A 25560-nucleotide genomic window follows, 5' to 3' on the forward strand; every position below is an offset into this window, starting at 1 on the left:
GGCCGGTGGCGGGTACGGGCGAGGCGGTGGCGGTCGGGGTGCCGAGCGCGCGAGGGGCGGACGGGCTGCCCCGGCACGGGATGGACCGGGCGACGTTCCGGGCGATCGCGGGCGCGCGCGGCGGGCCGGAGGCCGTCCGACTGCTGCGTGCCGGACAGTTGAGCAAGCGGGCGCTGCTGCTGCTGGCACTGCGCCGGGCGGCGCCGGACGACGACGGGTACCACGCGGCGTACGCCGAGGTGCGCGCGCTGCAGCGGACGGACCGGGTGCGTTGGGAAGAGGTGCTGCTGAGGCCGGAGTTGGACGCCTGGGCGGCCGACTGCCTGCGCGGCCTCGCGGCGGGCGGGACCGTCCCGCTGGGCGGGCTGGGCGAGTTCGTGCGGGCCGGTGCGGGGCGTCCGCTCGCGCTGAAGTGCGAGGGGCTGCACTGGGCGCCGGTGGTCGACCATGTCGGGCCGCGCCGGGTGGACTACGGACGGCCGCCGGCCGGTCCGCTGGAAGAGGCGGAACTGGAGGAGTGGGAAACGCAGTTGGCGCAGGCCTGGCAGGTCCTCGTGCGCCGCCACCGGCGCCACGCGGAGGCCGTCGCAGCCTGCGTCACCACGATCGTCCCGCTCCGGCCGGCCCCCGGCGGGGAGGCGGTGAGCGCCGCCGCCCGGCGCGCGTACGGTGCGGTGGCCGCGTCGCTGCCGTGCGAACCGGTGCTGCTGGCGCTCGCGCTGGTGCACGAGTTCCTGCACGTCCAGCTCGGCGCGCTGCTCGACCTGGTGCCGCTGCACCGGCCCAACGGCGCCGCCGTCTACCATGCGCCCTGGCGCCCCGACCTGCGCCCGGTCGGCGCGCTGCTCCAGGGGACGTACGCGCACCTGGGGGTCGCCGACTTCTGGCGCGCCGAGGCGGCCGCCGGAGGGGCCGAACGGGAGCGTGCGGAACGGGAGTTCGAACGCTGGTCGGCGCGAACGGCCCTGGCGGGCACTACCCTGGTCGGGAGCGGCGAGCTCACGGCGCTCGGCCGCGAGTTCACCGAGGAACTCGTCCGCACCGTCCGCGAATTGGGGCGAACGGAATAGAATGCGATCGCCCCGGCCGCCCGACGGAGTGCGGTGGCGGGCATCGGCCCGGAAATCGTGTCCGGCATTTCGTGCAGTGCCGCCGCCGGGGGCGCTAGATTGGCGATTACCGCAGAGCTGAAACAGGGGAGTCCCATTGACGACCGGTCAGGTTGCCGCCTGACCGTCATGGGACCCCCCGAGAGCACCGGTCTCTTCCAGGAGGGGTACTCCCATGCACCAGCCTACCCAGAACCAGAACCAGGACCAGCCCCCGGCGCCTTCGGGTCCGCCGGACCGGCCGCGCCGCCCCGGTCTGCTCCGGCGGGCCTTCGACGCGATGGTCGTCGCGTCCTGCGCCGGTGCCGCCGGGGCGCTGAGCGCCCAGGTGACCACCGTCCTGTGGGGGTGCGCCACTGGCCGCTGACAGGGTGGCCCGCCCGGCCGCCGGGACGGGCGATTCCGTCCCGGCGGCCGGCCTGGGCGCGCGTCAGGGCGAAGTGCGCGACCGCTGAACGGGTGAATTTTGGGGTCGCGGGGGCCACCGCAGGGCATGGACCGGCTGTGGGGCCCAACTTGAGACGGCAAGGTGCCGCACGTGGCCCGCACGGGCACTACATTGGACGCAATCGGGTGGCTTACCCACCCCCGGCAGGTCCTAACCGCGCCTAAGGAAACGAATATGACACCGGTAACCAGCACCAGGCCAGCCACCGACCTGACGGTCCCTCAGGATGCCGCCGAGCGCCTCTCGCTCGCCGCCCTCGCCGCCCTCGGCGCCGAGGAGCTCGCCGCCCGGCTCCGGCGCGCCCTGCCCGGTGCCGAGTCCGGCCGGGTCGCGGTCGCCGCGTTCAATTCCTCGATCTGACCGCCCCGGTAATTCCGGACGGATTCCACCGGGTCGAGCCCAAGTGAATCAGAGCTGAATCAGAACTGCGATGACGCGAATTCCGCTGCCATTCTCGCAATTCGTGGTCAAGGTGCACAGCCGCTGCGATCTCGCGTGCGACCACTGCTACGTCTACGAGCACGCGGACACCAGCTGGCGCGCACGCCCGAAGGTCATCGGCGACGAGGTCCTGGCCAAGGCCGCCGAACGCATCGGCGCGCACGCGGCAACGCACCGGCTGCCCGCCGTCCGGGTCGTCCTGCACGGGGGAGAACCCCTGCTCGCCGGCCCGGACCGCCTTCGTGCGGTCGCCGAAGCGCTCCGGGCGGCGCTCCCGCCCGGCTGCGCCCTCGACCTGCGCGTCCACACCAACGGCGTCCTCCTCGACCGTGCGTTCCGCGCGCTCTTCGCCGAGCTGGACATCAAGGTCGGCATCTCGCTGGACGGCGACCGGGCGGCCAATGACCGCCACCGGCGCTTCGCCGACGGCCGCAGCAGCCACCCGCAGGTGCTGCGGGCGGTCGCGCTGCTGCGCGAGCCGGCGTACCGGCACCTGTTCGCCGGGCTGCTGTGCACCCTCGACGTCGAGAACGACCCGGTCGCGGTGTACCGCGCCCTGGCCGAACTCCAGCCGCCGGCCGTCGACTTCCTGCTCCCGCACGCGACCTGGGACGACCCGCCGAAACGTCCCTCCGGGCCGGGATCCACCCCGTACGCGGACTGGCTGCTCACCGTCCACCGCCTGTGGGAGTCGGACGGGCGTCCGTTCGCCGTCCGGACCTTCGAGTCGGTGCACCGGACGCGGCGCGGGTTCACCAGCCTCACCGAGTCGCTCGGGCTCGAACCCTCCGACCTCGTCGTGCTGGAGACGGACGGGACCTTCGAACAGGTCGACAGCCTCAAGACGGCGTACGACGGCGCGCCCGCGACCGGATTCGACGTCTTCGCCCACAGCCTCGACGACGTCGCCCGCCACCCCGGCATCGTCGCCCGCCAGTCGGGCCTCGCCGGGCTCAGCGCCACCTGCCGGTCCTGCCCGGTCGTCCGAACCTGCGGAGGCGGTCTGTACGCCCACCGCTATCGGGGCGACGATGGTGGCGGCGGCTTCGACAACCCCTCCGTCTACTGCGGGGACCTCATGACGCTCATCAACGGCATCGCGGCGGGCAGCGGCCCGGTCGCCGTGCCCGCGCAGGCCACCGCGCCCGTCGTCCCGGACGCCCTCACGCCGGAGCAGGTCGGCGAACTCGCCCGCGGCTACGGGAGCGCGGCCACCGTCGCCGCCCTCACGCGGTCCCAACTCGCCCTCACCCGGGCGATGCTGGCCGCCGCCTGGGACGCCTCCGGACAGGGCCGGCCCGAGGCGTGGGCCCTGCTGTCCGCGCTCGACGTGGCCGCGCCGGCCGTCGTCGACACCGTCCTCGCCCACCCGTACGCCCGCGCCTGGGCCGCCCGGCAGCTGGCCGGCGACCTCGGCACGGGGCTCGGCCCGCTGGCCGGGCTGGCCGCCGCGGCGGTGGTCCGGGCCGGGCGGGAGGAATCCGTCGCGGTGCCGGTGCGCGGCGGGTGGCTGCACCTGCCGACGCTCGGGCGGATCGCCGTCCCGGACGGGGAGGCGGTCGTGACGGGCGCGGCGGACGGCTTCAGCGTGCGGGCGTCCGACGGGACGGTGTTCACGGCCCTGGACGAGCCGCTGCGGCGGGTCCGGCTCGCGGGCGGGTGGACCGTCGCCCTCGAAGACGTCGACCCGCTGCGCGACAGCCATGACCACGCGGTGTCCGCCCGGCTGGCGGACGGCGAACTGCTCGACTGGACGGGCGCGTTGCGCGAGGCCTGGGAGTTGCTCGGGCGGGACCTGCCCGGGTACGCGGAGGGCATCCGGGCCGGCCTCACGACGGTGACCCCGTTGCGGCCGGGCCCGGCGGGCCGGGACGTCAGCTCGGCGGCCCGGCAGGCGTTCGGCGCGGTCGGCATCGCCCGCCCGGCGACGGCGCCGACGCTCGCGCTGCTGCTCGCCCACGAGTTCCAGCACGTGAAGCTGGGCGCGGTGCTCGACCTGACGGACCTGTACGACCGCGGCGACGACGCGCTGTACTTCGCGCCCTGGCGGCCCGACCCCCGGCCGCTGGAGGGCCTGCTCCAGGGGACGTACGCCCACCTGGCGGTCACCGAGTACTGGGGCACCCGCACGCTCGTGTACGACGGGCTGCCGGGCGAGGCCGCGGACCGGGCGCGGCGCGAGTTCGCGCTGTGGCGCCGGTACACCGCGGAGGCCGTCGAGCGGCTGGCCGAGTCGGGTGCGCTGACGCCGCTCGGATTGCGCTTCGCCGACGGCATGCGTGCGACCGTGGCCCCCTGGCTGACCGTACCGCTGCCCGCCGCGGCCGAACGGGCGGCCGAACGGGCACGGCGGGAACGCGCCGCGGCCTGACCACCATCCACCCGCCCCGGGTCTCCCTCACCCGGGGCCCTCGACCCCGGGGAACCGTCATCCTCACCGAATTCCGCGCCGGCAGCGTCGCCGCCGCCTCACTCGCCCGCGAGTTCACCGGGCTCGGCGTCCGCCCGGGCACGGTGCTGCACGTCCAGGCGTCCCTGCGCGCGCTCGGCCCGGTGCCCGGCGGCGCGGCGACCGTGGTGGAGGCGCTGCGCGAGGCGCTCGGCGAACAGGGCACGCTCGTCGCCTACACGGCGACCCCGGAGAACTCGGCCACCTCGCGGATCCACCAGGCCGCCACCGCCGGCCTCTCCCCGGCGGAGCTGACCGCCTACCTCGTGCGGATGCCCCGGTTCGACCCGGCGACCACACCGTGCTCGCCGACCATGGGGACCCTCTCGGAGGCCATCCGCACCCACCACGGCGCCCTGCGCAGCGCGCACCCGCAGACGTCCTGGGCCGCCGTGGGCCCGCAGGCCCGGAAGATCACCGAGAAGCACCCGCTGAACTCCCACCTCGGCGCCGACTCCCCGCTGGGCCGCCTCTACGACCTCGACGCACGGGTGCTGATGATCGGCGTCCCGATGGCCCGCTTCACCGGCTTCCACCTCGCCGATCTGCGGATGCCCGACGTCCCCCAGCGCGAGTACCGCTGCGTGGGTACGGACGGCTGGACCACCTTCAAGGCCCCGGACCTGGACGACCTCCACTTCGCCACCCTGGGCGCCGAAGTCCTCGCCGGAATGACCAGTGCCACCAGCGGCCGGATCGGCACCGCCACCTGCCGCCTGATCCCGCTGCGCGAAGCCGTCGACCGCGCCGAACAGGTCCTCCGCCGATCCCGCTCCTGAGGCCCTGCTTCTCCCGCCCCGATGCCTCTGCCCCCTGCCGGTGGTAGAGGCGCAGCGGTGTCATCCATCGCACACAGCCCGTCCGGCCTCCCAGGCGGACTCGGCGCGTAGGATCCGCGCAGGTGTCCTATTTGCGCGAAGGGTTCGGCGTGATCATCAAGCGGGCTGCAGCGGTCGGCGGGGTTGTGCTGGCGCTGGCGGCCGTCGCTGGGTGCGGGGGTGACGGCAAGGCGGACATGAGTGCGGGGACGGTGCTGGAGAAGGGGCACCGGGAGTTCTCGCAGGCCACGTCCGTGAAGATCACCGGGACCGAGACCGACTCGGGGCAGACGATGACGTTCACGGTGTCGGCCGCCGCGAACGGGGACTGTACGGGGTCGTTCGACTTCGGACAGCAGGGCAGGGCGGAGCTGCTGCGCAGTGGCGGGCAGACGTTGTTCCAGGAGGACGACCGGCTGCTCGCCAAGCTCGGCGGGGACAGGGCCGTGGCGGCGGGGAAGGGCCACTGGCTGCGGATAAAGGCCGGGGACGATCTGCAGACGGTGACTGCGTTCTGCGATCTCAGGAGCACGCCGGTGTTCGGGGACGGCGACTGGTACAAGCAGGTCGCCTCGGACGGGACCACGACCGTGGACGGGCAGAAGGTCGCGTCGATCACCGCGACCTCGTCCACGGACGGCTCGTTCGACGGGTACGTCGCCACCGATGGCCCGGCCCGGCCCGTGCGGGTCGAGTCGCCACGCGTGGGCGGGAGTACAGATGGTACGACCATGGACTTTTCGGATTACAACGCCCCAATTACCGTCAACCTTCCTCCCGTCGACCGGATCGTCGACCTGGACACGCTCAAGCAGGGGACGGCCACGAGCTGACCAGCACGTCGTTTCGGTCATGTCAATTCGTGCGAGTCGTTGTGCTATTCCATTGGAGCGTCAGTCGTTCCTACACTGAAGCCCCGCGCACGGGGGCTGCGGGAAACAGGTTGCCGGCGGGCCCGGGGGAGGCGCGTGTGAACGTCCGGGGCTGGGACGACGACGACGCCCGGCCGTACTTCTTCCTCTCCTACGCCCACACCCCGAGATCGGGCGCACGCGGCGCCGGGGACCCGAACCACTGGGTGCGCCAGCTGTACCGGGACCTGTGCGACGCGGTGCTGCAGCTCACCACGACGCCCGCCGGGGTGCCGGTGGGGTTCATGGACGAGTCCATGCACCAGGGCGAGTTGTGGGCGGAACGGCTGTCGGAGGAGCTGGCGAACTGCCGGGTGTTCGTGCCGCTGTACTCGCCGCGGTACTTCAACAGCCTTCCGTGCGGCCAGGAGTGGCACGCCTTCACCCGCCGGCCCGTCTACCCGGCGAACCTCGACTCCGAGCGCACCAGCGGGATCGTGCCGGTGCTGTGGGCGCCGATGAGCCGCTACAGACTGCCCAAGGTCGCCAGCGACCTCCAGTTCAACCACACGAGCTTCGGCCCGGACTACGCCACCGAGGGCCTGTACGCGCTGATGAAGCTCACCTACTTCCGGTCCGCCTACGAGCTGGCCGTGCACCGGCTGGCGGCACGGATCGTGCAGGTCGCCGAGGAGACGGTGATCCCGGTCGGGCGGCGGCTGGACTTCAACGCCCTGCCCAGCGCGTTCAACGTCACCGCACCCACCAAGCAGCTGCGCATCTCCGTCCTCTCCTACCACCAGGGCGAGTTGCCCGAGGACCGCAGCCCCGACTACTACGGCGCCAAGCGCACCGACTGGCACCCCTACCGCCCGGCCGGCTCCCCGATCGCCCAACACGCGGTGCGCCTCGCCCGGCAGTTGGGCTTCCAGCCGACCGTGCACGAGTTCGACGACGAGGCCGAGGCGATCATCGGCGGTGAGGCGGCCGCGCCCGGCCTGCTCCTGCTGGACCGGTGGGCGCTGCGCGACGAGCGCCGCCGCGAGCTGGTCCGGCGCTTCGACCGTGCGGACGCCACCTGGGTGAGCGTCCTGGAGCCGTGGAACATGGACGACCCCGAGTGCGAGGAACAGCGGCACGAGCTCGGCGAGTTGAGCGACAGCACGCTGCGGATCACCCGCCGGGCCAGCCGCCCCAGCTTCCTCGGCGCGACCGGCTCGCCCGGGCTGACCTCCCTGGACGAGTTCGACGACGCGCTGCCCCAGGCCGCGATGAAGGCCAGGTGGGCCTTCGAGAAACGCACCCGGGCCGAGCCGGAGGACCCACCGCCGCCGCGGCCCAACCTGCGGGACGCGTTCCGGCGCGACTCCGCCCCGGACCCCTTCGGACCAGGCCCCACCGGCAGCGACGACCACCCAGACCGCGACGACCTCGATGACGACCCGGCTACGGGACGGCACCCGTGGGAGGACCCAGATGAGTGACAACACCACCAGGAACCTCCGCCTCGGGGGTCTCACCGCCGCCGACCTGGCCGCGCAGCGCGAGGCCCGGAGCCGGGCGCAGGAGCAGGACCGGGGCGGCCGGATCATCACCTTCTACTCCTACAAGGGCGGCACCGGCCGCACCATGGCGCTCGCCAACACCGCCTGGATCCTGGCCGCCAACGGCTACCGCGTGCTCACCGTCGACTGGGACCTGGAGGCGCCGGGCCTGGCCAAGTTCTTCCACCCCTTCCTCGACCCGGCCTCCCTCGCCGGCACGACCGGCATGATGGACCTGATCGCCGAGTACCGCGAGGAGGCGCTGCGCCCGGTCGAGCACGCCGAGGGCTGGCACCTCGACTTCGCCCGCGTCCACCCGCACGCCCTGTCGCTGTCCTGGCCGCTGTTCCCGCGCGGCGGCAGCCTCGACTTCCTCTCCGCCGGCCAGTTCAACCGGGACTACTCGGAGGCCGTCACCCACCTGGACTGGGACATCTTCTACGACCGGTTCGACGGCGGGCAGTTCTTCGACGCCCTCAAGGCCGACATGGCCAAGCGCTACGACTACGTACTGATCGACTCCCGCACCGGCCTGTCCGACATCGCCGAGATCTGCACCGTCCAGATGCCCGACGACCTCGTCGTCTGCTTCACCCTGAGCGACCAGTCGATCGACGGCGCCTCCCGGATCGCCCAGCACATCCACGACCGCTACCGCGAGCGCGGCATCCGCATCCTGCCCGTCCCGATGCGCATCGACGAGGGCGAGAAGGAGAAGGCGGACGCCGGCCGCGCCCTCGCCCGGGTGCGCTTCGACGGACTGCCGGCCGGCCTGAACGGCGAGGAACTCGCCCAGTACTGGGGCTCGGTGGAGATCCCGTACCGGCCGTTCTACGCGTACGAGGAGATCCTCGCGACCTTCGGGGACCAGCCCGGCACGCCCACCTCGATGCTCGCCGCCTGCGAGCGCCTGACCTCCGTCATCACCGAAGGCCGGGTCACCAACCTGCCGCCGGTGGACGAGGAGGTGCGGCTGCGCTACGTCGACGCGTTCACCCGCCGCCGCCCGTCCGTGCCCGCCGACCTCTACCTGTCCTACGTGCCCGAGGACCGGATGTGGGCGGACTGGATCGAGTCCGTGCTCACCCTGGCCGGCTTCCGGGTGCTGCCGCGGGACCTCAGCGCCGGCACCGACCCGCGCGAGGAGACCGAGCGCGGCATCGACGCCGCCTACCGGACGGTCGCCGTGCTCTCGCCCGCCTACCAGCGCTCCCCGCAGGCCCGGGCGCTGTGGGAGTCCGTGGTCAGCTCCGACCCGTCCGGGACGCGCCGCCAGCTCGTGCCCGTCCGGGTCGGCGACGTGCGGCTCACCGCGCCGTTCAGCAACCGCAACCCGGTCGACCTGGTCGGCCGCGACGAGGCGCAGTCCGTCCAGACGCTGCTGCGCGCGCTCGGCCGCGGAGACGTCACCCTGCCCGAGACCAACGGCAGCGGGCCGCGCTTCCCCGGCAGCAAGCCCGCCGTGTGGGACGTCCCGCCCCGCAACCCGTCCTTCACCGGCCGGTCCGCCGTCCTGGAGCAGCTGCGCAACCAGCTGCGCGGCGGCATGGCGGCCGTCCTGCCCACCCCGCAGACGCTGTACGGGCTCGGCGGCGTCGGCAAGACCCAGGTCGCGCTGGAGTACGCGCACCGCTTCATGTCCGACTACGACCTGGTGTGGTGGATCGACGCCGAGCAGACCGAGCTCGTCGCCCCCGCCCTCGCCGACCTCGCCCGGCGGCTCGGCCTGCGCGTCGGCGACTCCGTCACCGAGGCCGCCGAGGCCGCCCGCGAGGCGCTGCGGCGCGGCGTGCCCACCCCGCGCTGGCTGCTGATCTTCGACAACGCCGACGAGCCGTCCGAGATCCGCCGCTTCTTCCCCGGCGGCTCCGGCCACATCCTGGTCACCTCCCGCAACCAGGCCTGGAGCGGGCACGCCGAGGCCCTGGAGGTCGACGTCTTCACCCGCGGCGAGAGCGTCGAACACCTGTGCCGGCGCGCCCGCGGCCTGTCCCGCGCCGACGCCGACCGGGTCGCCGAGGCCGTCGGCGACCTGCCGCTCGCCGTCGAGGTCGCCGCCGCGTGGCTGGACACCACCGGCACCCCGGTCGAGACGTACGTCGCCCAACTGCACGCCGAGGCCGCCCGCGCGCTGGCCGTCGCCCGGCCCGCCGACTACCCGACCCCGGTCGGCGCCACCTGGAACGTCTCCATCGGCCGGCTGCGCCAGCAGTCCCCGGCCGCCGTCCGGCTGCTCCAGCTGTGCGCGTTCTTCGCGCCCGAGCCGATCTCGATGAACCTCTTCTACAGCGACCAGATGATCCGGGCGCTGGTGAAGTACGACGCCGACCTCAGCGACAAGTTCATGCTGGGCAAGGTCATCCAGGCCATCGGCCGCTACGCGCTCGCCAAGGTCGACGCCGGCAGCAACAGCTTCCAGGTGCACCGGCTCGTCCAGGCGGTGATCCGGGCCGAGATGACCGACGAGGAGCAGGAGGTCGCCGTCCACGAGGTGCACCGCATCCTCACCGGCGCCCGGCCCGTCCTCGGCGACACCGACGACCCGGCCAACTGGCCCGCCTTCGACGAGATCTGGCCGCACCTGTCGCCCTCCAAGGCGCACAACTGCGACGAGGCCGACACCCGCCAGCTGCTCATCGACCGGGTCCGCTACCTGTGGAAGCGCGGCGAGCTCGACCGCGCCCGCGACCTCGGCCACGCCCTCGACACCGAGTGGACCCGCAAGCTCGGCGAGGGCGACCGGCAGACCCTCCTGCTGCGCTTCCAGCTCGCCAACGTCCTGCGCTCCCAGGGCAACTACGCCGAGGCGCTGGCCCTCGACGAGGACACCCTGGAGCGCCAGCGGGCCCTGCTCGGCGAGCACCACGCGTACACCCTGATGACGGCCGGCTCGCTCGGCGCCGACCGCCGGGCCCTCGGCCGCTTCCAGGCCGCGCTCGAACTCGACCGCGAGATCCTGTCCCAGTTCCGCGAGCTGTTCGGCGACGACCACCCGCGCACCCTCGCCATGGCCAACAACCTGGCGATCGACTACCGGCTCGTCGGCGAGAGCGAACTCGCCCGCGAACTCGACCAGGAGACCCTCGACCGCCGCACCGCCGTCCTCGGACCCAAGCACCCCTACACCCTCTCCACCAAGTCCAACCTCGCCCGCGACCTGCGCGAACTCGGCGACTACCAGGGCTCGGTGGAGCTCCTCGCCGAGGTCACCGCCGACCTCGGCGACGTCCTCGACCCCGACCTGCCGGAGAACCTGCGCAACGCCAAGTCGCTGGCCGTCTCGCTGCGCCGGATCGGCCAGCTCGCCGAGGCCCGCCGGATCACCAAGGAGACCTACGAGCGCTACCTGGAGCGCTACGGCGCCGACGCGCCCGACGCGCTGGCCTGCGCGCTCAACCTGGCCGCCGACCACAGCGCCTCCGGGGACAAGGAGACCGCCCGGGACCTCTGCGCCACCGTGTTCGAGGGCCACCGGCGGCTGTTCGGCGACGAGCACCCGTTCACCCTGGCCTGTGCCAACAACCTGGGCATCTACCTGCGCGGCAGCGGCGACATCCCGGGCGCCATCGAGCGCGGCCGGGCCACCGTCGACGGGCTCACCGGCTCCGTCGGGCCGGAGCACCCGTACACCCTCAACGCGATGATCAACCTGGCCAACGCCTACGGCGACGACGGGCAGATCCAGCGCGCCGAGGAGCTGGGCCGTGCCGCGTACGAGGGCCTGTGCGCGCGCTACACCCCCCGGCACCCGGACGCCGTCGCCTGCGAGGCCAACCTGGCGATCACCCTGCGGGCGGCCGGCCGGCACGCCCAGGCCGCCGAACTGCGGGCCCGCTCGATCGCCGAGCTGATCCGGCAGTTCGGCGAGGAGCACCCCAACACGGTGTCGGCGCGCGGCTGGAAGCGGATCAACCGCGACCTGGAGCCGCAGCCGGTGTGACGTTCAAGGGGCGGGAGTACGCTCCGGGACCATGACTACCCCGCCCCCGGTCCTGGTCACCCGCCGCCTCGCGCCCGGGGTGATCGAGCGACTCACCGCGCACCACGCCGTCACCTGCCACGACTCCGACCGGTCGATGCCCCGGCCGCAGCTGCTGGCCGCCCTGCCCGGCCGCCGGGCCGTCCTCGCCACCCTGGGCGACCGGGTGGACGCCGAGTTCCTCGACGCGGCGGGGCCGGAGCTGCGGATCGTGGCCAACCACGCGGTCGGTTTCCACAACATCGACCTGGAAGCCTGCGCCGAGCGCGGCGTGCTCGTCACCAACACCCCCGGCGTGCTCACCACCGCCACCGCCGACATGGCCTGGGCGCTGCTGCTCGCCGCCACCCGCCGGCTCGGCGAGGGCGAGCGGCTGCTGCGCTCCGGGCAGCCGTGGGTGTGGGCGCCGAACATGCTGCTCGGCCTGGAGCTGGCCGACACCCCGCTCGGCATCCTCGGCATGGGCCGGATCGGGCAGGCGGTGGCCCGGCGGGCGCGCGCCTTCGACATGCCCGTCGGCTACCACAACCGGAGCCCGCTGTCGCCGGAGGAGGCCGACGGCGCGGAGTGGAAGTCCCTGGACGAGCTGCTCGCGACCTCGACCGTCCTGGTCGTCACCTGCCCGCTCAGCGACGCCACCCGGCACCTGCTGGACGCCCGGCGCCTCGCCCGACTCCCTCACGGGGCGGTCGTGGTGAGCATGACGGCGGGCGTCGTCGACGAGGAGGCGCTGGCGGCGGCCCTGGAGTCCGGCGCGCTGTTCGCCGCGGCCGTCGACAACTTCGAGCACGAGCCGGCCGTCCCGTCCGCCCTGCTCGCCCAGGAGCGCGCCGTCCTGGCCCCGCACCTCGGCAGCGCCACCGTCCGCACCCGCCAGGCGATGGGCGGGCTCGCGGTCGACAACATCCTGGCCGTCCTGGCCGGAAACGAACCCCTGACGCCCGTGAAGTCCTAGGACCCTAGCCCGCCGCCCACGCCAGGGCGGTGGTCAGCACCCGGAAGGCGCCGAAGTGCGCGGCGCCGGGCTCCAGGAAGAGCTCGGCGCCCGGGATGTGGTCGGCCAGCCAGCGGGAGTGCTCGACCGGCGAGAACTGGTCGTCCGCGCCGTGCCACAGCCAGGTCGGCACCGCGATGTCCTCGACCTTGAAGCCCCAGTCGGCGGTGAACGCCAGCACGTCGTCGATCCAGCCGTCCGCGCCGTGCCGGAACGCCTCCCGGTAGTTGCTCTGCAGCATCCGCCGCAGTCCGCTGTCGGCCACCACCATCCGGTCGGCGGGCGACAGTTCGGGCCGCAGCCCCTTCAGCAGCCGGACCGGGTCGTCCTTGATCTGCCGGGAGCGGAACTCCATCGTGTCCGCGATCCGGTCGTGCCCGCGTTCCGCCTCCTGGTAGGCGCGGACGTTCGACGGGGTCATCCCCGCGTACCAGTCCAGGCCCGTCGCGTTCCGCGGCGCCAGCCCCACCAGCACCGCCACCCGGCTCACCCGCTCCGGCAGCAGCGCCGCGCAGGCCAGCGCGTGCGGGCCGCCGCCGGAGCGGCCCAGCACCGCGAAGCCCTCCAGTCCGAGGTCGTCCGCGATGGTCCGCACGTCGGCCGCCGCCGCGCTCACCCGCCGCCCGGGCAGCCGGTTCGAGTCGCCGTACCCGGGCCGGTCGTACGAGATCAGCCGCACGCCCAGCCGGTACAGCACGGTGCTGCGCGGATGCGGACCCACCCGGCTGCCCGGCATGCCGTGCAGCAGGAACACCGGACGGCCGCGCGGATCACCCAGGGACTCCACGGCGAGTGCGCGTCCGCCCGGGGCCTTGACCATTCGTAACGCCACGCGCCTGCCTCCTGAGTGTCACCGGTCGGTGGTGGTGCGGATCTCCCGGCGGGCCTGCCAGGTGGTGTGCTCCCGGGACACCGCGTCCTCGGCGTCCCGGGCCAGCCGGGCCCAGACCTCCTCGGCGTCCGCCGACTCCAGCTCCAGCGCCGTCAGTTGGCGCTTGATCTGCTCCAGCTCGTCGGCCGCGAGGCCGTACGCGGCGGCCAGCGGACGGTACTGGCGCAGCTGCGCCCACGCGGCGACGGACGCGGCCACCGCCGAGACCGTGCCGAGCGCGTCGTAGGTGAACGCGCCGAGCGCCCGCAGCACCGCGAGGACCAGCCCGAGCGCGGGGAGCACCACGCCCAGCACGCCCGTCCAGAAGCCCGCCCGGGCGCAGTAGCGGGACTTCGACCGGTACCACGCGTACTGCACCTCGATCCGCTCGCGCAGGTACACCTCGCGGCGCACGGCCAGCGGCTGCTCGCGCAGGTCGCGCATCGCGGCCGTGATCCCGCCCGGCTCCGCGCCCGGCTCCGGCCCGATCACCGGGCCGTCGCGGAACGCGCCCAGCACCCGGCCGAGTTGGAAGCGGTACAGGCCCTCGGCGTCCGGCAGGGTGCGCGGCGGCGGCTGGTAGGCGTCGGCCCGGACGGCGAACTTCCAGGCGAGCGTCTTCACCGACTCCGCGGCGGCCCGGCCCTCGTACCAGAGGCCCTGCGGGTTCTGCCGGCCGATCACCACGGCGAACCCGATCGCGCCGAGGTAGGCGACGGCGGCCGGCCAGGCCCACGCCTCGCCGTCGGCGGAGCCGGTCGCGGCGGCGACGAGGAGGAGGGCCAGCTCCCACGCGGAGAGGACCACCGAGCGGTGCTGGCCCCGCAGTGAGACGGAGTCGGCGGCCCAGAAGAGGTCGGGCAGCAGGTCCCGCTCCCGCACCCATCCGGTACGCCCCGCACCAGACGCCATGTTCGGCCCCCACCCGTCGCTCCGGTCGCACCCCTTCCCTGCCCCGGCGGACTCCCCGGTACGCCTGCCGCCCGGCCACACCGCCCGCAATGGCCGGGAACCCCCGGTGGTTGTCCGGCGGGCGGCCCGGAGGCGGCCCCGGCGGTCATATGAGCGGCCTGACCGGTGGTGGCTCGGTACACGTGGCTCAGTACGTGTGGCTCAGTACGTGTGGCTCAGTACGTGTAGAAGATCCGCTCCGCGTTGTCGTTCATCTGCTGGACGTTCCACTCCGTCCCGCCCGGGACGTTGCCCGAGCGGAACAGCGGCGGCGCCTGCGCCGTACCGGCCTGCGCCGCGTCGGCCAGGCGGCCCACGGCGGAGGCGACGACGGCCTGCATCAGGGCGCTGGTGACGATCGTCGAGACCGGGCCGAACGCGGTCCGGGCGCCCGGGTGGGTCAGCTCGCCGTCGCCGACCGCGACCTTGCTGTCCAGCACCACGTCGCAGTTGTCCTTCAGGTACGTCCCCGACGGGTGCGCCGAGGGCACCTCGCCCGGGTACGCGAGCGAGGTGACCCCGATCACCTTCAGCCCGCGCTCCCGCGCATACCTGGCCAGTTCGACCGGCATGACCTGCCGGCCGGACAGCGAGATCACGAAGAGCACGTCGCCCGCCGTCGCCGGGGTGAGGTCGAGGCTCGTCGTGGCCAGCCCGGGCACCCGCTCCAGCGCGCTCGCCAGCGGCGCGGGCATCACCGTGACCCCGGCCATCCCGGGCACGTTCAGCAGGTTCATCGGCACCAGCCCGCCCGCCCGGTAGACCACGTCCTGCGCCGGCAGCGAGGAGTGCCCGGCGCCGAAGGTGAAGACCCGGCGGCCCTGCGCGATCGCCTCGGCGAGCAGCGCGGCGGCGGCCTCGACGGCCTCGGCCTCCTCCTCGCGGACCCGCTGGAGATGGGCGATCGCGGCGTCGAAGTACCGGCCGACCAGGTCGTTCATCAAGTGCCTGCGCTCTCTGCCGGTGAAAGAGCCGGCCCGGGTGGGGCGGTCGGGGTGGTCCTGGCCGCCAGTGGAGAAAGCTACGGCGAGCACGGTGGTGCTTCGGCGGCACCGCTGTCAACAGGAACGAAAACCAGTGCCGGAAGCCCCTTGACGGGTCCGGTTGTCGGTGCGGTACGTCAGAATTGGCGGTGAGGACACCGAAGAACGGAGCCAGCGGCGATGTCTGGGCTGATCGACACCACAGAGATGTACCTTCGCACCATCCTGGAGTTGGAGGAGGAGGGCATCGTCCCGATGCGCGCCCGGATCGCGGAGCGCCTGGAGCAGAGCGGTCCCACGGTCAGCCAGACGGTCGGCCGGATGGAGCGCGACGGGCTCCTCCAGGTCGCCGGCGACCGCCACCTGGAGCTCACCGAGGAGGGCCGCCGGCTCGCGGTGCGCGTCATGCGCAAGCACCGCATCGCCGAGTGCCTGCTGGTCGACGTGATCGGCCTGGAGTGGGAGCAGGTGCACGAGGAGGCGTGCCGCTGGGAGCACGTCATGAGCGAGACCGTCGAGCGCAAGGTGCTCGCGATGCTCGGCCACCCGACCCAGTCCCCGTACGGCAACCCGATCCCCGGCCTCGACGAGCTCGGCGACGCCAAGGCCGAGGGCGAGGGCTTCGACGCCGCGCTGGTCCAGCTCGACTCGGTCAAGCCGGGCGAGGAGGGCGTCAGCGTGGTGGTCCGCCGGATCGGCGAGCCGATCCAGACCGACGAGGGCCTGATGCGCACGCTGCGCCGCGCGGGCGTCCGGCCGGGCTCGACGGTCACGGTGAGCCCCGGCGTCGGCGGCATCCTGGTGGGCACCGGCGAGAACGCGGCGGAGCTGGGCAAGGACATCGCCCAGCACGTCTTCGTCGCCCAGGCCTGAGCCGCCGGCACCAACGGAATACGACGGAACGCGACGAAGAGGGCCCGCTGCTCCCCGTGCAGCGGGCCCTTCCGCCCTCCCCGTCCCCCTCTTCCCTCCCGTCCCCTCCCGTCCCTCCCTCTTCCCCTCCACCGCCCCGCCCGGCTTCCCCGTCCGAGCGTCCCTTCCGGCGTCCCCTCGCACCGGAAATCCTCCCCTCGGCCGATCATGGCAATCCTTGAGCGCTGTCACTCGTACGAGGGGCTTTCACGGTCGACCAGCGGGTAGACCGAGGCCTTATCCGCACATGCGTATGACGGGCCCGGCCTCCGGTGGGAGACAAGGCCCGTCACTTGCGCGCGTTGTGTCGCGCGGCGCACGCCCTCACCCGATAGGCGTAGGGCGGCTGTTCGGGGGAGGGTGAATCCGCTCGGTCGAACGCCCGCCGACGCACTGCCGCCGACGCGCCGCCGCTCAGCGCACCGCCGCGGGCTGGGCGTTCTGCGGGCGGGCCGAGGGGGCCTCGCGCCCGCACGCGTACGCCAGCGGGCTGATGAGCTCCGCGGCGTCCGGCAGCCAGCGGTTGAGCGCCGAGGGGGAGCGGGCCCACTGGGCGTACCCGGTGCTGCCGACCCGGGACGGCGGGGCGACCGTCCAGTCCCCCTCGCCGCGGGCGACCAGGTCGAGCCGGCCGGGCGGCCAGCCGAGCTTGCGGAGCATCTCCGGCAGCTTGGCCGCGACTCCGGGCAGCACCAGGAAGTGCAGCCGGCGCCCGACCCGGCCGGGAGAGGCGGGGACGGCCACCACCGGGCCGAGCTGGAGGTCCTGCCGCTCCATCCGGGCCAGCGCCAGGCAGCCGGCCACCTCCGGGACGTCCAGGACGTCGAAGGAGCGGCCCGTGGGCAGCAGGATGGAGGCCTGCGGCCGCTCGGTCCACCAGCGCCGCACCGCCCCCGGCCCGGCGCTCGCCTTGCGGGCCCAGTCCGCGTCCAGCGGGTGGGCACCCGGCAGCGGGCAGCGCGGGTCGCCGCAGGAGCAGCGGGTGGGCCCGTCGCCGTCGATCAGCCAGGCACCCGGGGCGACCTCCCAGTGGCGGGTCTCGGCGTAGCTGACGGCTTCGATGAGCAGCGGGGGCAGTCCGCTCTTAGTGCCCTGGTCGGGGGAGTCGGCGATGTCTTCCACGCGCTGCTCAACTACCGTGTGTGAGCCTGGTTACGGCCCTGTGGCGCCCGAATGGGCGCATGATGGCAATGTCACCCGAACCGGTGACTCAAGCGAGTTGGGGCGGCCGGGGGCGGGCGCAGTGGGGGCGCACGGGAGCATTTCCCAGGGCGCGTGGGGGGTGCGGTTCGTCACCGTGGGTATCCCGCTGGCGTTGCTGATCGCTAACCTTGTGTCAGATTCCTTGGACGGTCGGACAGTCGGCAACAGATCAGCAGAATCGTCGCCCGCCGGCCGGGACCGGAGGGTGTGGGGAGGCGAAGCCCAATGGCCGCGAGACCACTCGTCGCACGACAGCCCAACGAGCGTCTGCAGCAACTGATCCAGGAGGCCAGCTGCTCCAACGCCGGCCTGGCCCGGAGGGTCAACCTCTGCGGCGCCGAGCACGGTCTGGACCTGCGCTACGACAAGACCTCCGTCGCCCGGTGGCTGCGCGGGCAGCAGCCGCGCGGGCAGGCGCCGGCGGTGATCGCCGAGGCCCTGGGCCGCAAGCTCGGCCGCAGCGTGTCGGTCGAGGAGATCGGCATGGCGGACGGCAAGAACCTCAGCTCCGGCATCGGGCTGCAGTTCGCGCCGACCCTGGGCGCGGCGCTGGAGCAGGTCTGCGAGCTCTGGCGCAGTGACGTCGGCCGGCGGGACTTCCTGACCGGGGCGACGGTCGCCGCCTCCGCCCTGGTGGAGCCCAGCCGGGACTGGCTGATCACCCCGCCCGACCCGGTGGTGGCGCGCGCCGGCGGCCCGAGGGTCGGTCCGACGGACGTCGCGGCGATCAAGGCGACCACGGCGATGCTGGTGGACCTGGACCACCGCTTCGGCAGCGGGCACGTGCGCCCGGTGGTCGTCCACTACCTCAACTCGGTGGTCTCCGGCCTGCTCGGCGGGGCGTACCGGGAGGAGACCGGCCGCCAACTCTTCGCCGCGGTGGCCCGGTTGACCGAGCTGGCCGGCTACATGGCGGTGGACACCGGGCAGCCCGGGCTCGCCCAGCGCTACTACATCCAGGCGCTGCGGCTCGCCCAGGCGGCGGACGACCGCGGCTACGGCGGCTACGTCCTCGCGGCCTCGATGAGCCACCTCGCGGCGACGCTGGGCAATCCGCGCGAGATCGCCCAACTCGCCCGCGCCGCCCAGGAAGGCGCGCGGACGGTGGCCACCCCGACGGCGATGGCGATGTTCTACGCCGCCGAGGCCCGCGGCCACGCGCTGCTCGGGGACGCCCGCTCGTGCGAGGCGGTCGCGGCCAGGGCGCTGGAGATGATGGAGAAGCGCCGCCCGGAGGACGATCCGGACTGGATCGCCCACTTCGACGACGCCTACCTCGCCGACGAGCTGGCCCACTGCCACCGGGACCTGGAACAGGCCGGCCAGGCCGAGCACTACGCCCGCCGGGCGCTCGACCTGCACCCGCCGACGCGGGTGCGCCGCCGCGCGGTGGACCTGGTCCTGCTCGCCACGGCGCAGCTGCAGCAGCGGGACCTGGAGCGCGCCTGCGAGACGGGCACGCAGGCGGTCCGGCTGCTGAGCGGGCTGCGGTCCAACCGGGGCGTGGAGTACCTGGACGAGTTCCGGCGCCGGCTGGAGCCCTACCGGGAGCAGCGGGTGGTCCGGGAGTTCCACGCCAGGGCGGACGCGGAGGCCGCCTGACCGGATCCCGGTGGAGGGAGCGTGAGTGATGTCCCGCCCACGTGGTCACCCGGTGAGGCGAACCGGTAGCGTGGGCGCGACGTCCAAGGAACTGTGATGCTCCCAAGAACCGACGAGATGTGGTCCGCCGTCAGCGCGCGGTCGTGCACAGGTGAGGAATCGCGTTGAGCCAGCGCCGCTCGTATCCCAACTCGGGTGACTTCAACCTGGACGACCTGTTCCGCCCGGAGCCCGGCCGGCAGCAGGGCCCGCAGGCCGTCCAGCCGGGCCAGCCGCAGGCCGTCCCCGGCCAGCAGATGCCGCCGGTGGGGCAGCCGTCCGGGCAGCCGGAGTACCTGGGCGAGGGCGTGCACGCGCTGCCGACGCAGGCCATCCCGGCCCAGGGCGCCCCGTGGGGCGGTGCCCCCGACCCCGGCGTCCAGGGCTACCCGCACGGCGGCCCGGCGCCGGACACCCAGCACCTCCCGCCGTACCCGGCCGCGGACCCGCACGCGGGCGGCTACCCCGCCGCCCCCGGCTACCCGCAGCAGGCACCCGGCTACCCGCCGCAGCCGGACCCGGGCTACGCCGGCCACCAGGGCTACCCGCCGGCCGCCTACCCGCAGTCGATCCAGCCGCAGCCGGCCCAGCCGGACTACTCCGGCCCCGAGTACCAGACCACCGCGGTGCCGGTCCGCGAGGACCGCGGCGGTGGACGCCCGTCCCCGAAGCTGATCGTCGGCGGGGTCGTGGCCGGCTGCGCCGCGGCCGGGGTCCTCGTCGCCGTCCTGATGAACGGCAACGACAGCACCGGCGGCAGCGACAAGAAGACCGCGCCGGTCGCCGCGGCGAGCAGTGCCTCGCCCGGCACGGCGAGCGCGAGCGGCTCGGGGGCCGCCGTCGACCCGGAGGTCAAGGCGCAGGCGCAGCCGCTGTCGGACCTGCTGGGCACCGCGAGCGACAGCCGCTCGGCCGTCGTCACCGCGGTCGGCTCGGTGCAGAAGTGCGACAAGCTGCCGGAGTCGCAGCAGGCGCTGACCGGCGCGGCCGGCAAGCGGCGCGAGCTGCAGACCAAGCTCGGCCAGTTGAAGACCGACAAGCTGCCCGGCGGCCAGCAGCTGGTCGAGCAGCTCAACGCGGCCTGGACGGCCTCGGCGCAGGCGGACGACGAGTACGCGGCCTGGGCCTCGGACTCGCAGGCCCCGGGCGCGTGCGGCAAGCAGGACAACCAGCACTACAAGAACGCCGTCGCGGCCAGCGGCACGGCGACGACCGCCAAGAAGCAGGCGTCCACGCTCTGGAACGCGATCGCGACCCAGACCGGCCTGCCGAGCCGCGGCGACGGGGACCTGTAGCGGACGGAGGGCGGGCCGGGTCGGCCCGCCCTGTGTCACGTCACGCCGGCGGCCTGCCGCCGGTGAGCACCCAGCGGACGTCCACGAAGCCCGGCTGCTGCAAGGTCATCCGCCCGTTCCTCACCACCTGGTAGGTGACCCAGGTGTTCACCAGCCGCGGCGACTCGGTGCTGGGCAGCATGTTGGTGGTGCCCCAGTTCAGCGGTGGCGTGAGGCCGACGTCGATGCCCTCGCCGCTGTCCAGCAGGGCGGTCACCGTCTTCGCGCTGACCGCCTTGCCGGCCGAGGTCAGTTTGTCGGAGAGCTGGCGGAACACCTCGTACGCGACCCAGGTGGTCTCCACGCCCGGGTCGGACACGTCGATGGTCCGGCCGCCGCCGGGGTCGGCGCGCACGACCTCGCGCAGCCCGTCCCACACCTTGGCCGACTCCGGCGGGTACCAGCTGGTGACGAAAGCGCCGGCCAGCGGGCCGCCGTCGCCGCCGGTGGAGTCGACCACCGACTGCTGGACGCTGCCGATCACCGAGGCGATCCTGGTGTTCTTCGGGCCCAGGCGCCGATAGGAGTCCAGCAGGTTGCCGGTCGGCTCGGCGCCGAGCGCGACGGTCAGGCAGTTGCCGGGCTCGTCCTTGCCGATCGCCTTGCGCACCACGGGCGTGTAGTCGTTGGACTTCTCGGGCGCCTTGACGTCGAACAGCTTGATCCCGGCCGGCTTGAGCGCGTTGGCCAGGTAGCCGAGCAGGCTGTCGCCGGCCGGGGTGTCCGGGCGCACCAGCGAAACGTTCTTGCACCCGGCGTCGACCAGCTGGCGGCCGCTGCCGCCGATCAGCGCGGGCATTCCGCCGTCCACCGGGTAGGACAGCGGGCTGCTGAACTCCGGCTGGGAGAGCCCGTAGCCGCCGATCAGCGGGATCCCGGCGCGCTCCAGGACCGGCATGAAGTCGTCGCCCCACTGGCTGTAGGACCCGATGACGGCGACCGCGTCGTTGTCCACCGCCTGCTGCGCGCAGGCCTTGGCGCCCTCGGCGGTGTTGTGCTCGTTGCAGGTGAGCACCTTTAACTTCCGTCCGTTCAACCCGCCCTTGAGGTTGACGTCGCGCCCGATCGCCTCGGCGAGCGCGGTCATGCCCGGCCGGTCGGCCGAGCGGGTCCCGGCCGGCGCCCAGGTCATCACGGTGAGGTCGGAGCTGCTGGTGGTGGCATCGGCCGGTCCGCCGCACGCGGAGGCCGAGAAGAGAGTGGGGAGCAGGGCCGCGGCGGTGGCCGCCGCGGCGATCGGGCGGCGGCGTCGCGCGATCTGGTGCTGAGCCTGGAACGGGTCCCTTCGGCTGGTCATCGGTCTTCCCTCTCTGGGGCGCCCTTCGGCGCGCCGGACCAAGCCAAGCCCCGGTGCCACAAGCCGAGAGGGCCGAAATGCGAACGTTCGGCAAACGGGTGCCGAACTCCCGGCGGGTACGCGTGTAGATCGGGAGTGGAGCACGAACAGCAGGGGAACGTACGATCGTTCCCCATGTCCGCCAGCACAGATTCTTCGCACCGGTCCACCCGAAACCCTTCTCGTCCGGGCCACCGCTCCAGCACGATGGGCGGCATGCCGCTCAACGACCTGCCCTGGTGGCGCTGGCGAGCCCGACTGCGCTCGGCCCTGCACATGCTTTCCGACCCCGGCTTCCAGCAGGAGGCCTGGCTGAACGGCCGGGAGGGGTACGGGGACGTGACCGATGCCGTCTACCGGCTGGTGGAGGACACCTGGCTGGACCGCTGGTCCGCGGAGAAGTACGTCGGCGCGATCTTCCGCGACTCGGCCGAGGCCGCCCTGGTGGACGTCGCCGTGCTGCGGGTGGTCAGCCTGCTGCACGAGGTCGGCGCGGACGCCCCGGCCGCCGCCTACCTCGGCCACCCGGGCTGGCCGGAGGCCGTCCGGGCCGCGCGCGAGGCGCACGTCGCGCTGGCGGTCAACGACGGGGACGACCCGGACGCGGCGCCCAGGTCGCTGGACGTGCTGCGGATCGTGACCTCGGTCTGAGCCCGAGGGGCCCGGCGCCGACCCACGGTACGGGCGGCGCCGTCCCGCAGTACGGGCACCGGGACGGCCGCTGTCCAGGATGTGACACGCTTGAGCATCCAGGAAACCCACGACCATAGGACGGGACAACCCCACGTGGAACAGCAGCCGGCCAGTGCCCAGTACGTCCTCACGCTGTCCTGCCCCGACAAGCAGGGCATCGTCCACGCGGTCTCCAGCTACCTCTTCATGACCGGCTGCAACATCATCGACAGCCAGCAGTTCGGGGACGGGGACAGCGGGCTGTTCTTCATGCGGGTGCACTTCTCGGCCGCCGAGCCGGTCACCGTCGACAAGCTGCGGGCCAGCTTCGCCGCGATCGGCGCCTCGTTCGGGATGGAGTGGCAGATCCACCCGGCCGAGGAGCGGATGCGGATCGTCCTCATGGTCAGCAAGTTCGGGCACTGCCTGAACGACCTGCTGTTCCGCACCCGGATCGGCGCGCTGCCGGTGGAGATCGCCGCGGTGGTCTCCAACCACACCGACTTCCGCGACCTCACCGAGGGCTTCGGCATCCCCTTCCACCACATCCCGGTCACCAGGGACACCAAGGCCGAGGCCGAGCGGCAGCTGCTCGACCTGGTGGAGCGCGAGAACGTCGAACTCGTCGTGCTGGCGCGCTACATGCAGGTGCTCTCGGACGACCTGTGCAAGGCGCTGTCCGGCCGGGTGATCAACATCCACCACTCCTTCCTGCCGAGCTTCAAGGGCGCCAAGCCCTACCACCAGGCGCACGCCCGGGGCGTGAAGCTGATCGGCGCCACCGCGCACTACGTCACCGCCGACCTCGACGAGGGCCCGATCATCGAGCAGGAGGTGGCCCGGGTCACCCACGACATCACCCCGGACCAGCTGGTCGCGCTCGGCCGGGACGTCGAGTGCCAGGCGCTGGCCCGCGCGGTCAAGTGGCACAGCGAGCACCGCGTGCTGCTCAACGGCAGCCGGACGGTCGTCTTCGCGTAGCGCCGGACGGCGTCGGGGCCTGCCGTCCGGCGGCAGGCCCTACGGCCGCGACAGCAGCGGCATCGCGCGCAGCACCTCGCGGATCGCGGCCCGGTCGCCGTGCTCGCCGACCGGCACCCGCTCCGGATCGCGGTGCGCGGCCGCCAGCTGGCAGAACTCCAGCCCGTCCAGCACCATCGACGCCACCGGCTCGCCGCCCGGCGGCGAACCCTCCTGGCCGTCCAGCGGTATCAGCCACTCGCCCGCCGCCGGACCGTCGATCACCAGCCGCAGCCGCCGCCCGCCCCGCCCGTCCGCGGGTGGCCCGGGTGCCCCGGCCGGCTGGGCGGCCCGCAGCCCGGCCAGGGCGTGCGGGACCATCCGGACCGCCAGGTCCACCAGCTGCCGCAGGTGCTGCGGCGCGGGCGGGTCGTACGGGTACGCCACCGCGCGGGCCACGTCCTCGCCGTGCACGTAGCACTCGAAGGCGCGGTCCAGGAACGCGTCGCGCAGCGGGACGGTCGCGAAGCCGAAGTCCACCGGGGTGTTGCCCCGCGGGGCGAGCGCGGCGGTGCGCACCAGCGCGTGGGTCTGCTGCCGCCAGCCCGCCCGCACCGACTGCGGCGGACGGCCGGCCGTCTCGGAGACCAGCCGCGCGGTGCGCCCGGTGATCCCCGCGTACCGGCCGCCCTGCGGCGGCACCCGGGGCGGGCGCCGTCGGGTGTCCGGCTTCTGCGGAGGCACCCGGCGCTCGACGGGCACGGCGGCGCCCGGCCCGGCCGGCACCGGGTCCGGCAGGCCGAGGGCGAGCGCCACGTAGCCGTCCACGGCGGTGAGGTGGCACAGCACCTCGGCCGGGCGCAGGTACTCGGTGCCGCCGTGCCAAGGGAGTTCGGCGATCTCCTGCCACTCCTCCGGGCCGAGGTCGCGCAGCAGCGCGTCGAACTTCGCCGTCTCCGCCGCGTACGGAACTCCCCAGGCGGGGACGGGCAGTTCGGCCGGGCGGCGGGCCAGGCACCAGTCGATCACCTGCTGGCGCAGCGAGCCCGGCTGGTCGAGCGGCTCGTCCACGGCGAGCCAGCCGGCCGCCTCGCGCAGCCGCGCGGCCTCCTCGGCGCACTCCGGGCAGGCGCGCAGGTGGAGTTCGAGTCCGGCGGCCTCGGCGGGCGGGCACGCGCCGAGGGCCCAGGCGCCGAGCAGCGAGCGCAGGGCGTCGTGCTGCTCCTCGGTGGTCGTCACGTGCCCCCGTTCCCCTCCTCGGCGCTCCGTCCGCACTGACGGGCGCGCTCGTCGGCCAGCTCGGTGGCGAGCAGTTCCAGGCCGAGCCGCATCCGTTGCCTGGCGGCCTGCTCGCTGATGCCGAGCCGGCGGGCCGTCTCCTGGTAGGTGCGGCCGTCGTAGTACGTCACCGCGATGGTCTCACGCAGGCTGTGGGGGAGGGAGTCGACCACGTACTGCATGCGCGCGGCGGTGGCGACCTCGCGGATCTCGTCCTCGGCGGCCCCCGCCCCGGCGCCCGGTTCGGCGGCCCGGCGCAGGCGCAGCCGGTCGACGGCGCGGCGGTGGGTGAGCGCGCCGAGCCAGGAGCGCAGCGATCCCTGGGCGGGGTCGAAGGCCTCGGGGTGTTCCCAGAGGTGGGCGAAGATCTCGCGGGTGAGCTGGACGGCGGCGCCCTGGTCGGCGAGTATCCGCCCGGCGAGGCCGTGCACCATCGGTGCGAGCTGGTCGTAGAGTTCGCCGAGCGCGGTCTCCTCGCCGCGGGCGAGGCGCCGCTGGAGCTGCTCGTCCCAGCGCGGGGCGCCCGCGGGCGGGGCGGTGGGGCCGGCGGCGGCCGTCGTGCCGCGCTCGGGGGTGGCCATCGGGCCGGGGGTGGCCATCGGACACCACCCTCCTGCCTGGGGTTCGCTGGCTTACCCAACGGTATCTTGCGGTCCTCGGGCGGCGGGAGGAATCCCGCAAGAAGGGAACCGCGAGTTTCGGATCGTCACATGGTGGGACGTTCGGCTCGTGGGACCGTCCATCGATGCCGCCGTTCGAAGGCCGCTGGACATATGTCGCACGGGT

At 73.7% G+C, this 25560-nt stretch carries 21 protein-coding genes; 14 read left to right on the top strand and 7 right to left on the bottom strand.

Annotation, left to right across the window (positions count from 1 at the left end):
* The first annotated feature begins 5 nt into the window (after positions 1-5).
* From ACWCXH_RS19230 to ACWCXH_RS19270, 9 genes are all read left to right on the top strand, one after another.
* The gene (locus ACWCXH_RS19230; protein WP_449802619.1) at positions 6-1070 is read left to right on the top strand and encodes an aKG-HExxH-type peptide beta-hydroxylase; all 1065 of its coding nucleotides are present in this window, start codon (positions 6-8) and stop codon (positions 1068-1070) included.
* 214 nt (positions 1071-1284) lie between these two features.
* Positions 1285-1476 (top strand): hypothetical protein, encoded by a 192-nt coding sequence (locus tag ACWCXH_RS19235; protein WP_449802620.1) that lies wholly within the window; start codon positions 1285-1287, stop codon positions 1474-1476.
* Between the two features lie 255 nt (positions 1477-1731).
* Positions 1732-1917, top strand: coding sequence for an FxSxx-COOH cyclophane-containing RiPP peptide (gene fxsA / locus ACWCXH_RS19240; protein ID WP_449802621.1), 186 nt, complete (start codon positions 1732-1734; stop codon positions 1915-1917).
* 70 nt (positions 1918-1987) lie between these two features.
* Positions 1988-4369 carry an FxsB family cyclophane-forming radical SAM/SPASM peptide maturase gene (locus ACWCXH_RS19245; protein WP_449802622.1) on the top strand — a complete coding sequence of 794 codons (2382 nt, stop codon included), beginning with the start codon at positions 1988-1990 and terminating at the stop codon, positions 4367-4369.
* 143 nt (positions 4370-4512) lie between these two features.
* Positions 4513-5226: an aminoglycoside N(3)-acetyltransferase gene (locus ACWCXH_RS19250; RefSeq protein WP_449802623.1), complete on the top strand. Its 714-nt coding sequence runs from the start codon at positions 4513-4515 to the stop codon at positions 5224-5226.
* A 122-nt stretch (positions 5227-5348) separates the two neighbouring features.
* Positions 5349-6098, top strand: a complete 750-nt coding sequence (locus ACWCXH_RS19255; RefSeq protein WP_449802624.1) for a hypothetical protein — start codon at positions 5349-5351, stop codon at positions 6096-6098.
* Positions 6099-6235: 137 nt separating this feature from the next.
* Positions 6236-7600, top strand: a complete 1365-nt coding sequence (locus ACWCXH_RS19260; protein ID WP_449802625.1) for a TIR-like protein FxsC — start codon at positions 6236-6238, stop codon at positions 7598-7600.
* The gene (fxsT, locus tag ACWCXH_RS19265; RefSeq protein ID WP_449802626.1) at positions 7593-11600 is read left to right on the top strand and encodes an FxSxx-COOH system tetratricopeptide repeat protein; all 4008 of its coding nucleotides are present in this window, start codon (positions 7593-7595) and stop codon (positions 11598-11600) included. The genes ACWCXH_RS19260 and fxsT overlap by 8 nt, the downstream gene beginning before the upstream one ends.
* A gap of 31 nt (positions 11601-11631) precedes the next feature.
* Positions 11632-12594 carry a 2-hydroxyacid dehydrogenase gene (locus tag ACWCXH_RS19270; RefSeq protein ID WP_449802627.1) on the top strand — a complete coding sequence of 321 codons (963 nt, stop codon included), beginning with the start codon at positions 11632-11634 and terminating at the stop codon, positions 12592-12594.
* A 4-nt stretch (positions 12595-12598) separates the two neighbouring features.
* Here the strand turns inward: ACWCXH_RS19270 and ACWCXH_RS19275 are convergent, their stop codons facing one another.
* From ACWCXH_RS19275 to ACWCXH_RS19285, 3 genes are all read right to left on the bottom strand, one after another.
* A complete protein-coding gene (locus tag ACWCXH_RS19275; RefSeq protein WP_449802722.1) occupies positions 12599-13453 on the bottom strand; it encodes an alpha/beta fold hydrolase in 855 nt (284 codons plus the stop codon).
* Between the two features lie 30 nt (positions 13454-13483).
* Positions 13484-14416 (bottom strand): DUF4231 domain-containing protein, encoded by a 933-nt coding sequence (locus ACWCXH_RS19280; RefSeq protein ID WP_449802628.1) that lies wholly within the window; start codon positions 14414-14416, stop codon positions 13484-13486.
* A gap of 215 nt (positions 14417-14631) precedes the next feature.
* Entirely contained in the window at positions 14632-15396 is a 765-nt protein-coding gene (locus tag ACWCXH_RS19285) for a sugar isomerase domain-containing protein (protein ID WP_449802629.1), read from the bottom strand.
* A 222-nt stretch (positions 15397-15618) separates the two neighbouring features.
* On the opposite strand from ACWCXH_RS19285, the gene ACWCXH_RS19290 reads away from it, so the two are divergent.
* Positions 15619-16311, top strand: coding sequence for a metal-dependent transcriptional regulator (locus ACWCXH_RS19290; protein ID WP_449802630.1), 693 nt, complete (start codon positions 15619-15621; stop codon positions 16309-16311).
* Positions 16312-16764: 453 nt separating this feature from the next.
* On the opposite strand, the gene ACWCXH_RS19295 is transcribed toward ACWCXH_RS19290, so the two are convergent.
* Complete coding sequence (locus tag ACWCXH_RS19295) at positions 16765-17472, bottom strand: bifunctional DNA primase/polymerase (RefSeq protein WP_449802631.1); 708 nt, start codon at positions 17470-17472, stop codon at positions 16765-16767.
* Between the two features lie 306 nt (positions 17473-17778).
* On the opposite strand from ACWCXH_RS19295, the gene ACWCXH_RS19300 reads away from it, so the two are divergent.
* Together ACWCXH_RS19300 and ACWCXH_RS19305 are read left to right on the top strand one after the other, a co-directional pair.
* Entirely contained in the window at positions 17779-19155 is a 1377-nt protein-coding gene (locus ACWCXH_RS19300) for a transcriptional regulator (RefSeq protein ID WP_449802632.1), read from the top strand.
* A 164-nt stretch (positions 19156-19319) separates the two neighbouring features.
* Complete coding sequence (locus tag ACWCXH_RS19305; RefSeq protein WP_449802633.1) at positions 19320-20489, top strand: hypothetical protein; 1170 nt, start codon at positions 19320-19322, stop codon at positions 20487-20489.
* A gap of 40 nt (positions 20490-20529) precedes the next feature.
* Here the strand turns inward: ACWCXH_RS19305 and ACWCXH_RS19310 are convergent, their stop codons facing one another.
* Positions 20530-21825 (bottom strand): ABC transporter substrate-binding protein, encoded by a 1296-nt coding sequence (locus ACWCXH_RS19310; RefSeq protein ID WP_449802634.1) that lies wholly within the window; start codon positions 21823-21825, stop codon positions 20530-20532.
* 255 nt (positions 21826-22080) lie between these two features.
* Here ACWCXH_RS19310 and ACWCXH_RS19315 point away from each other — a divergent pair, with 255 nt between their 5' ends.
* Together ACWCXH_RS19315 and purU are read left to right on the top strand one after the other, a co-directional pair.
* Positions 22081-22515 (top strand): SCO4402 family protein, encoded by a 435-nt coding sequence (locus tag ACWCXH_RS19315; RefSeq protein WP_449802635.1) that lies wholly within the window; start codon positions 22081-22083, stop codon positions 22513-22515.
* A gap of 135 nt (positions 22516-22650) precedes the next feature.
* The gene (gene purU / locus ACWCXH_RS19320) at positions 22651-23517 is read left to right on the top strand and encodes a formyltetrahydrofolate deformylase (protein ID WP_449802636.1); all 867 of its coding nucleotides are present in this window, start codon (positions 22651-22653) and stop codon (positions 23515-23517) included.
* 39 nt (positions 23518-23556) lie between these two features.
* Here the strand turns inward: purU and ACWCXH_RS19325 are convergent, their stop codons facing one another.
* On the bottom strand, positions 23557-24735 hold the full coding sequence (locus tag ACWCXH_RS19325) for a zf-HC2 domain-containing protein (protein ID WP_449802637.1): 1179 nt from the start codon (positions 24733-24735) through the stop codon (positions 23557-23559).
* Complete coding sequence (locus ACWCXH_RS19330; RefSeq protein ID WP_449802638.1) at positions 24732-25373, bottom strand: sigma-70 family RNA polymerase sigma factor; 642 nt, start codon at positions 25371-25373, stop codon at positions 24732-24734. Before ACWCXH_RS19330 ends, ACWCXH_RS19325 begins: the two co-directional genes overlap by 4 nt.
* Positions 25374-25560: the final 187 nt, after the last annotated feature.

Source organism: Kitasatospora sp. NPDC001660, assembly GCF_053596725.1.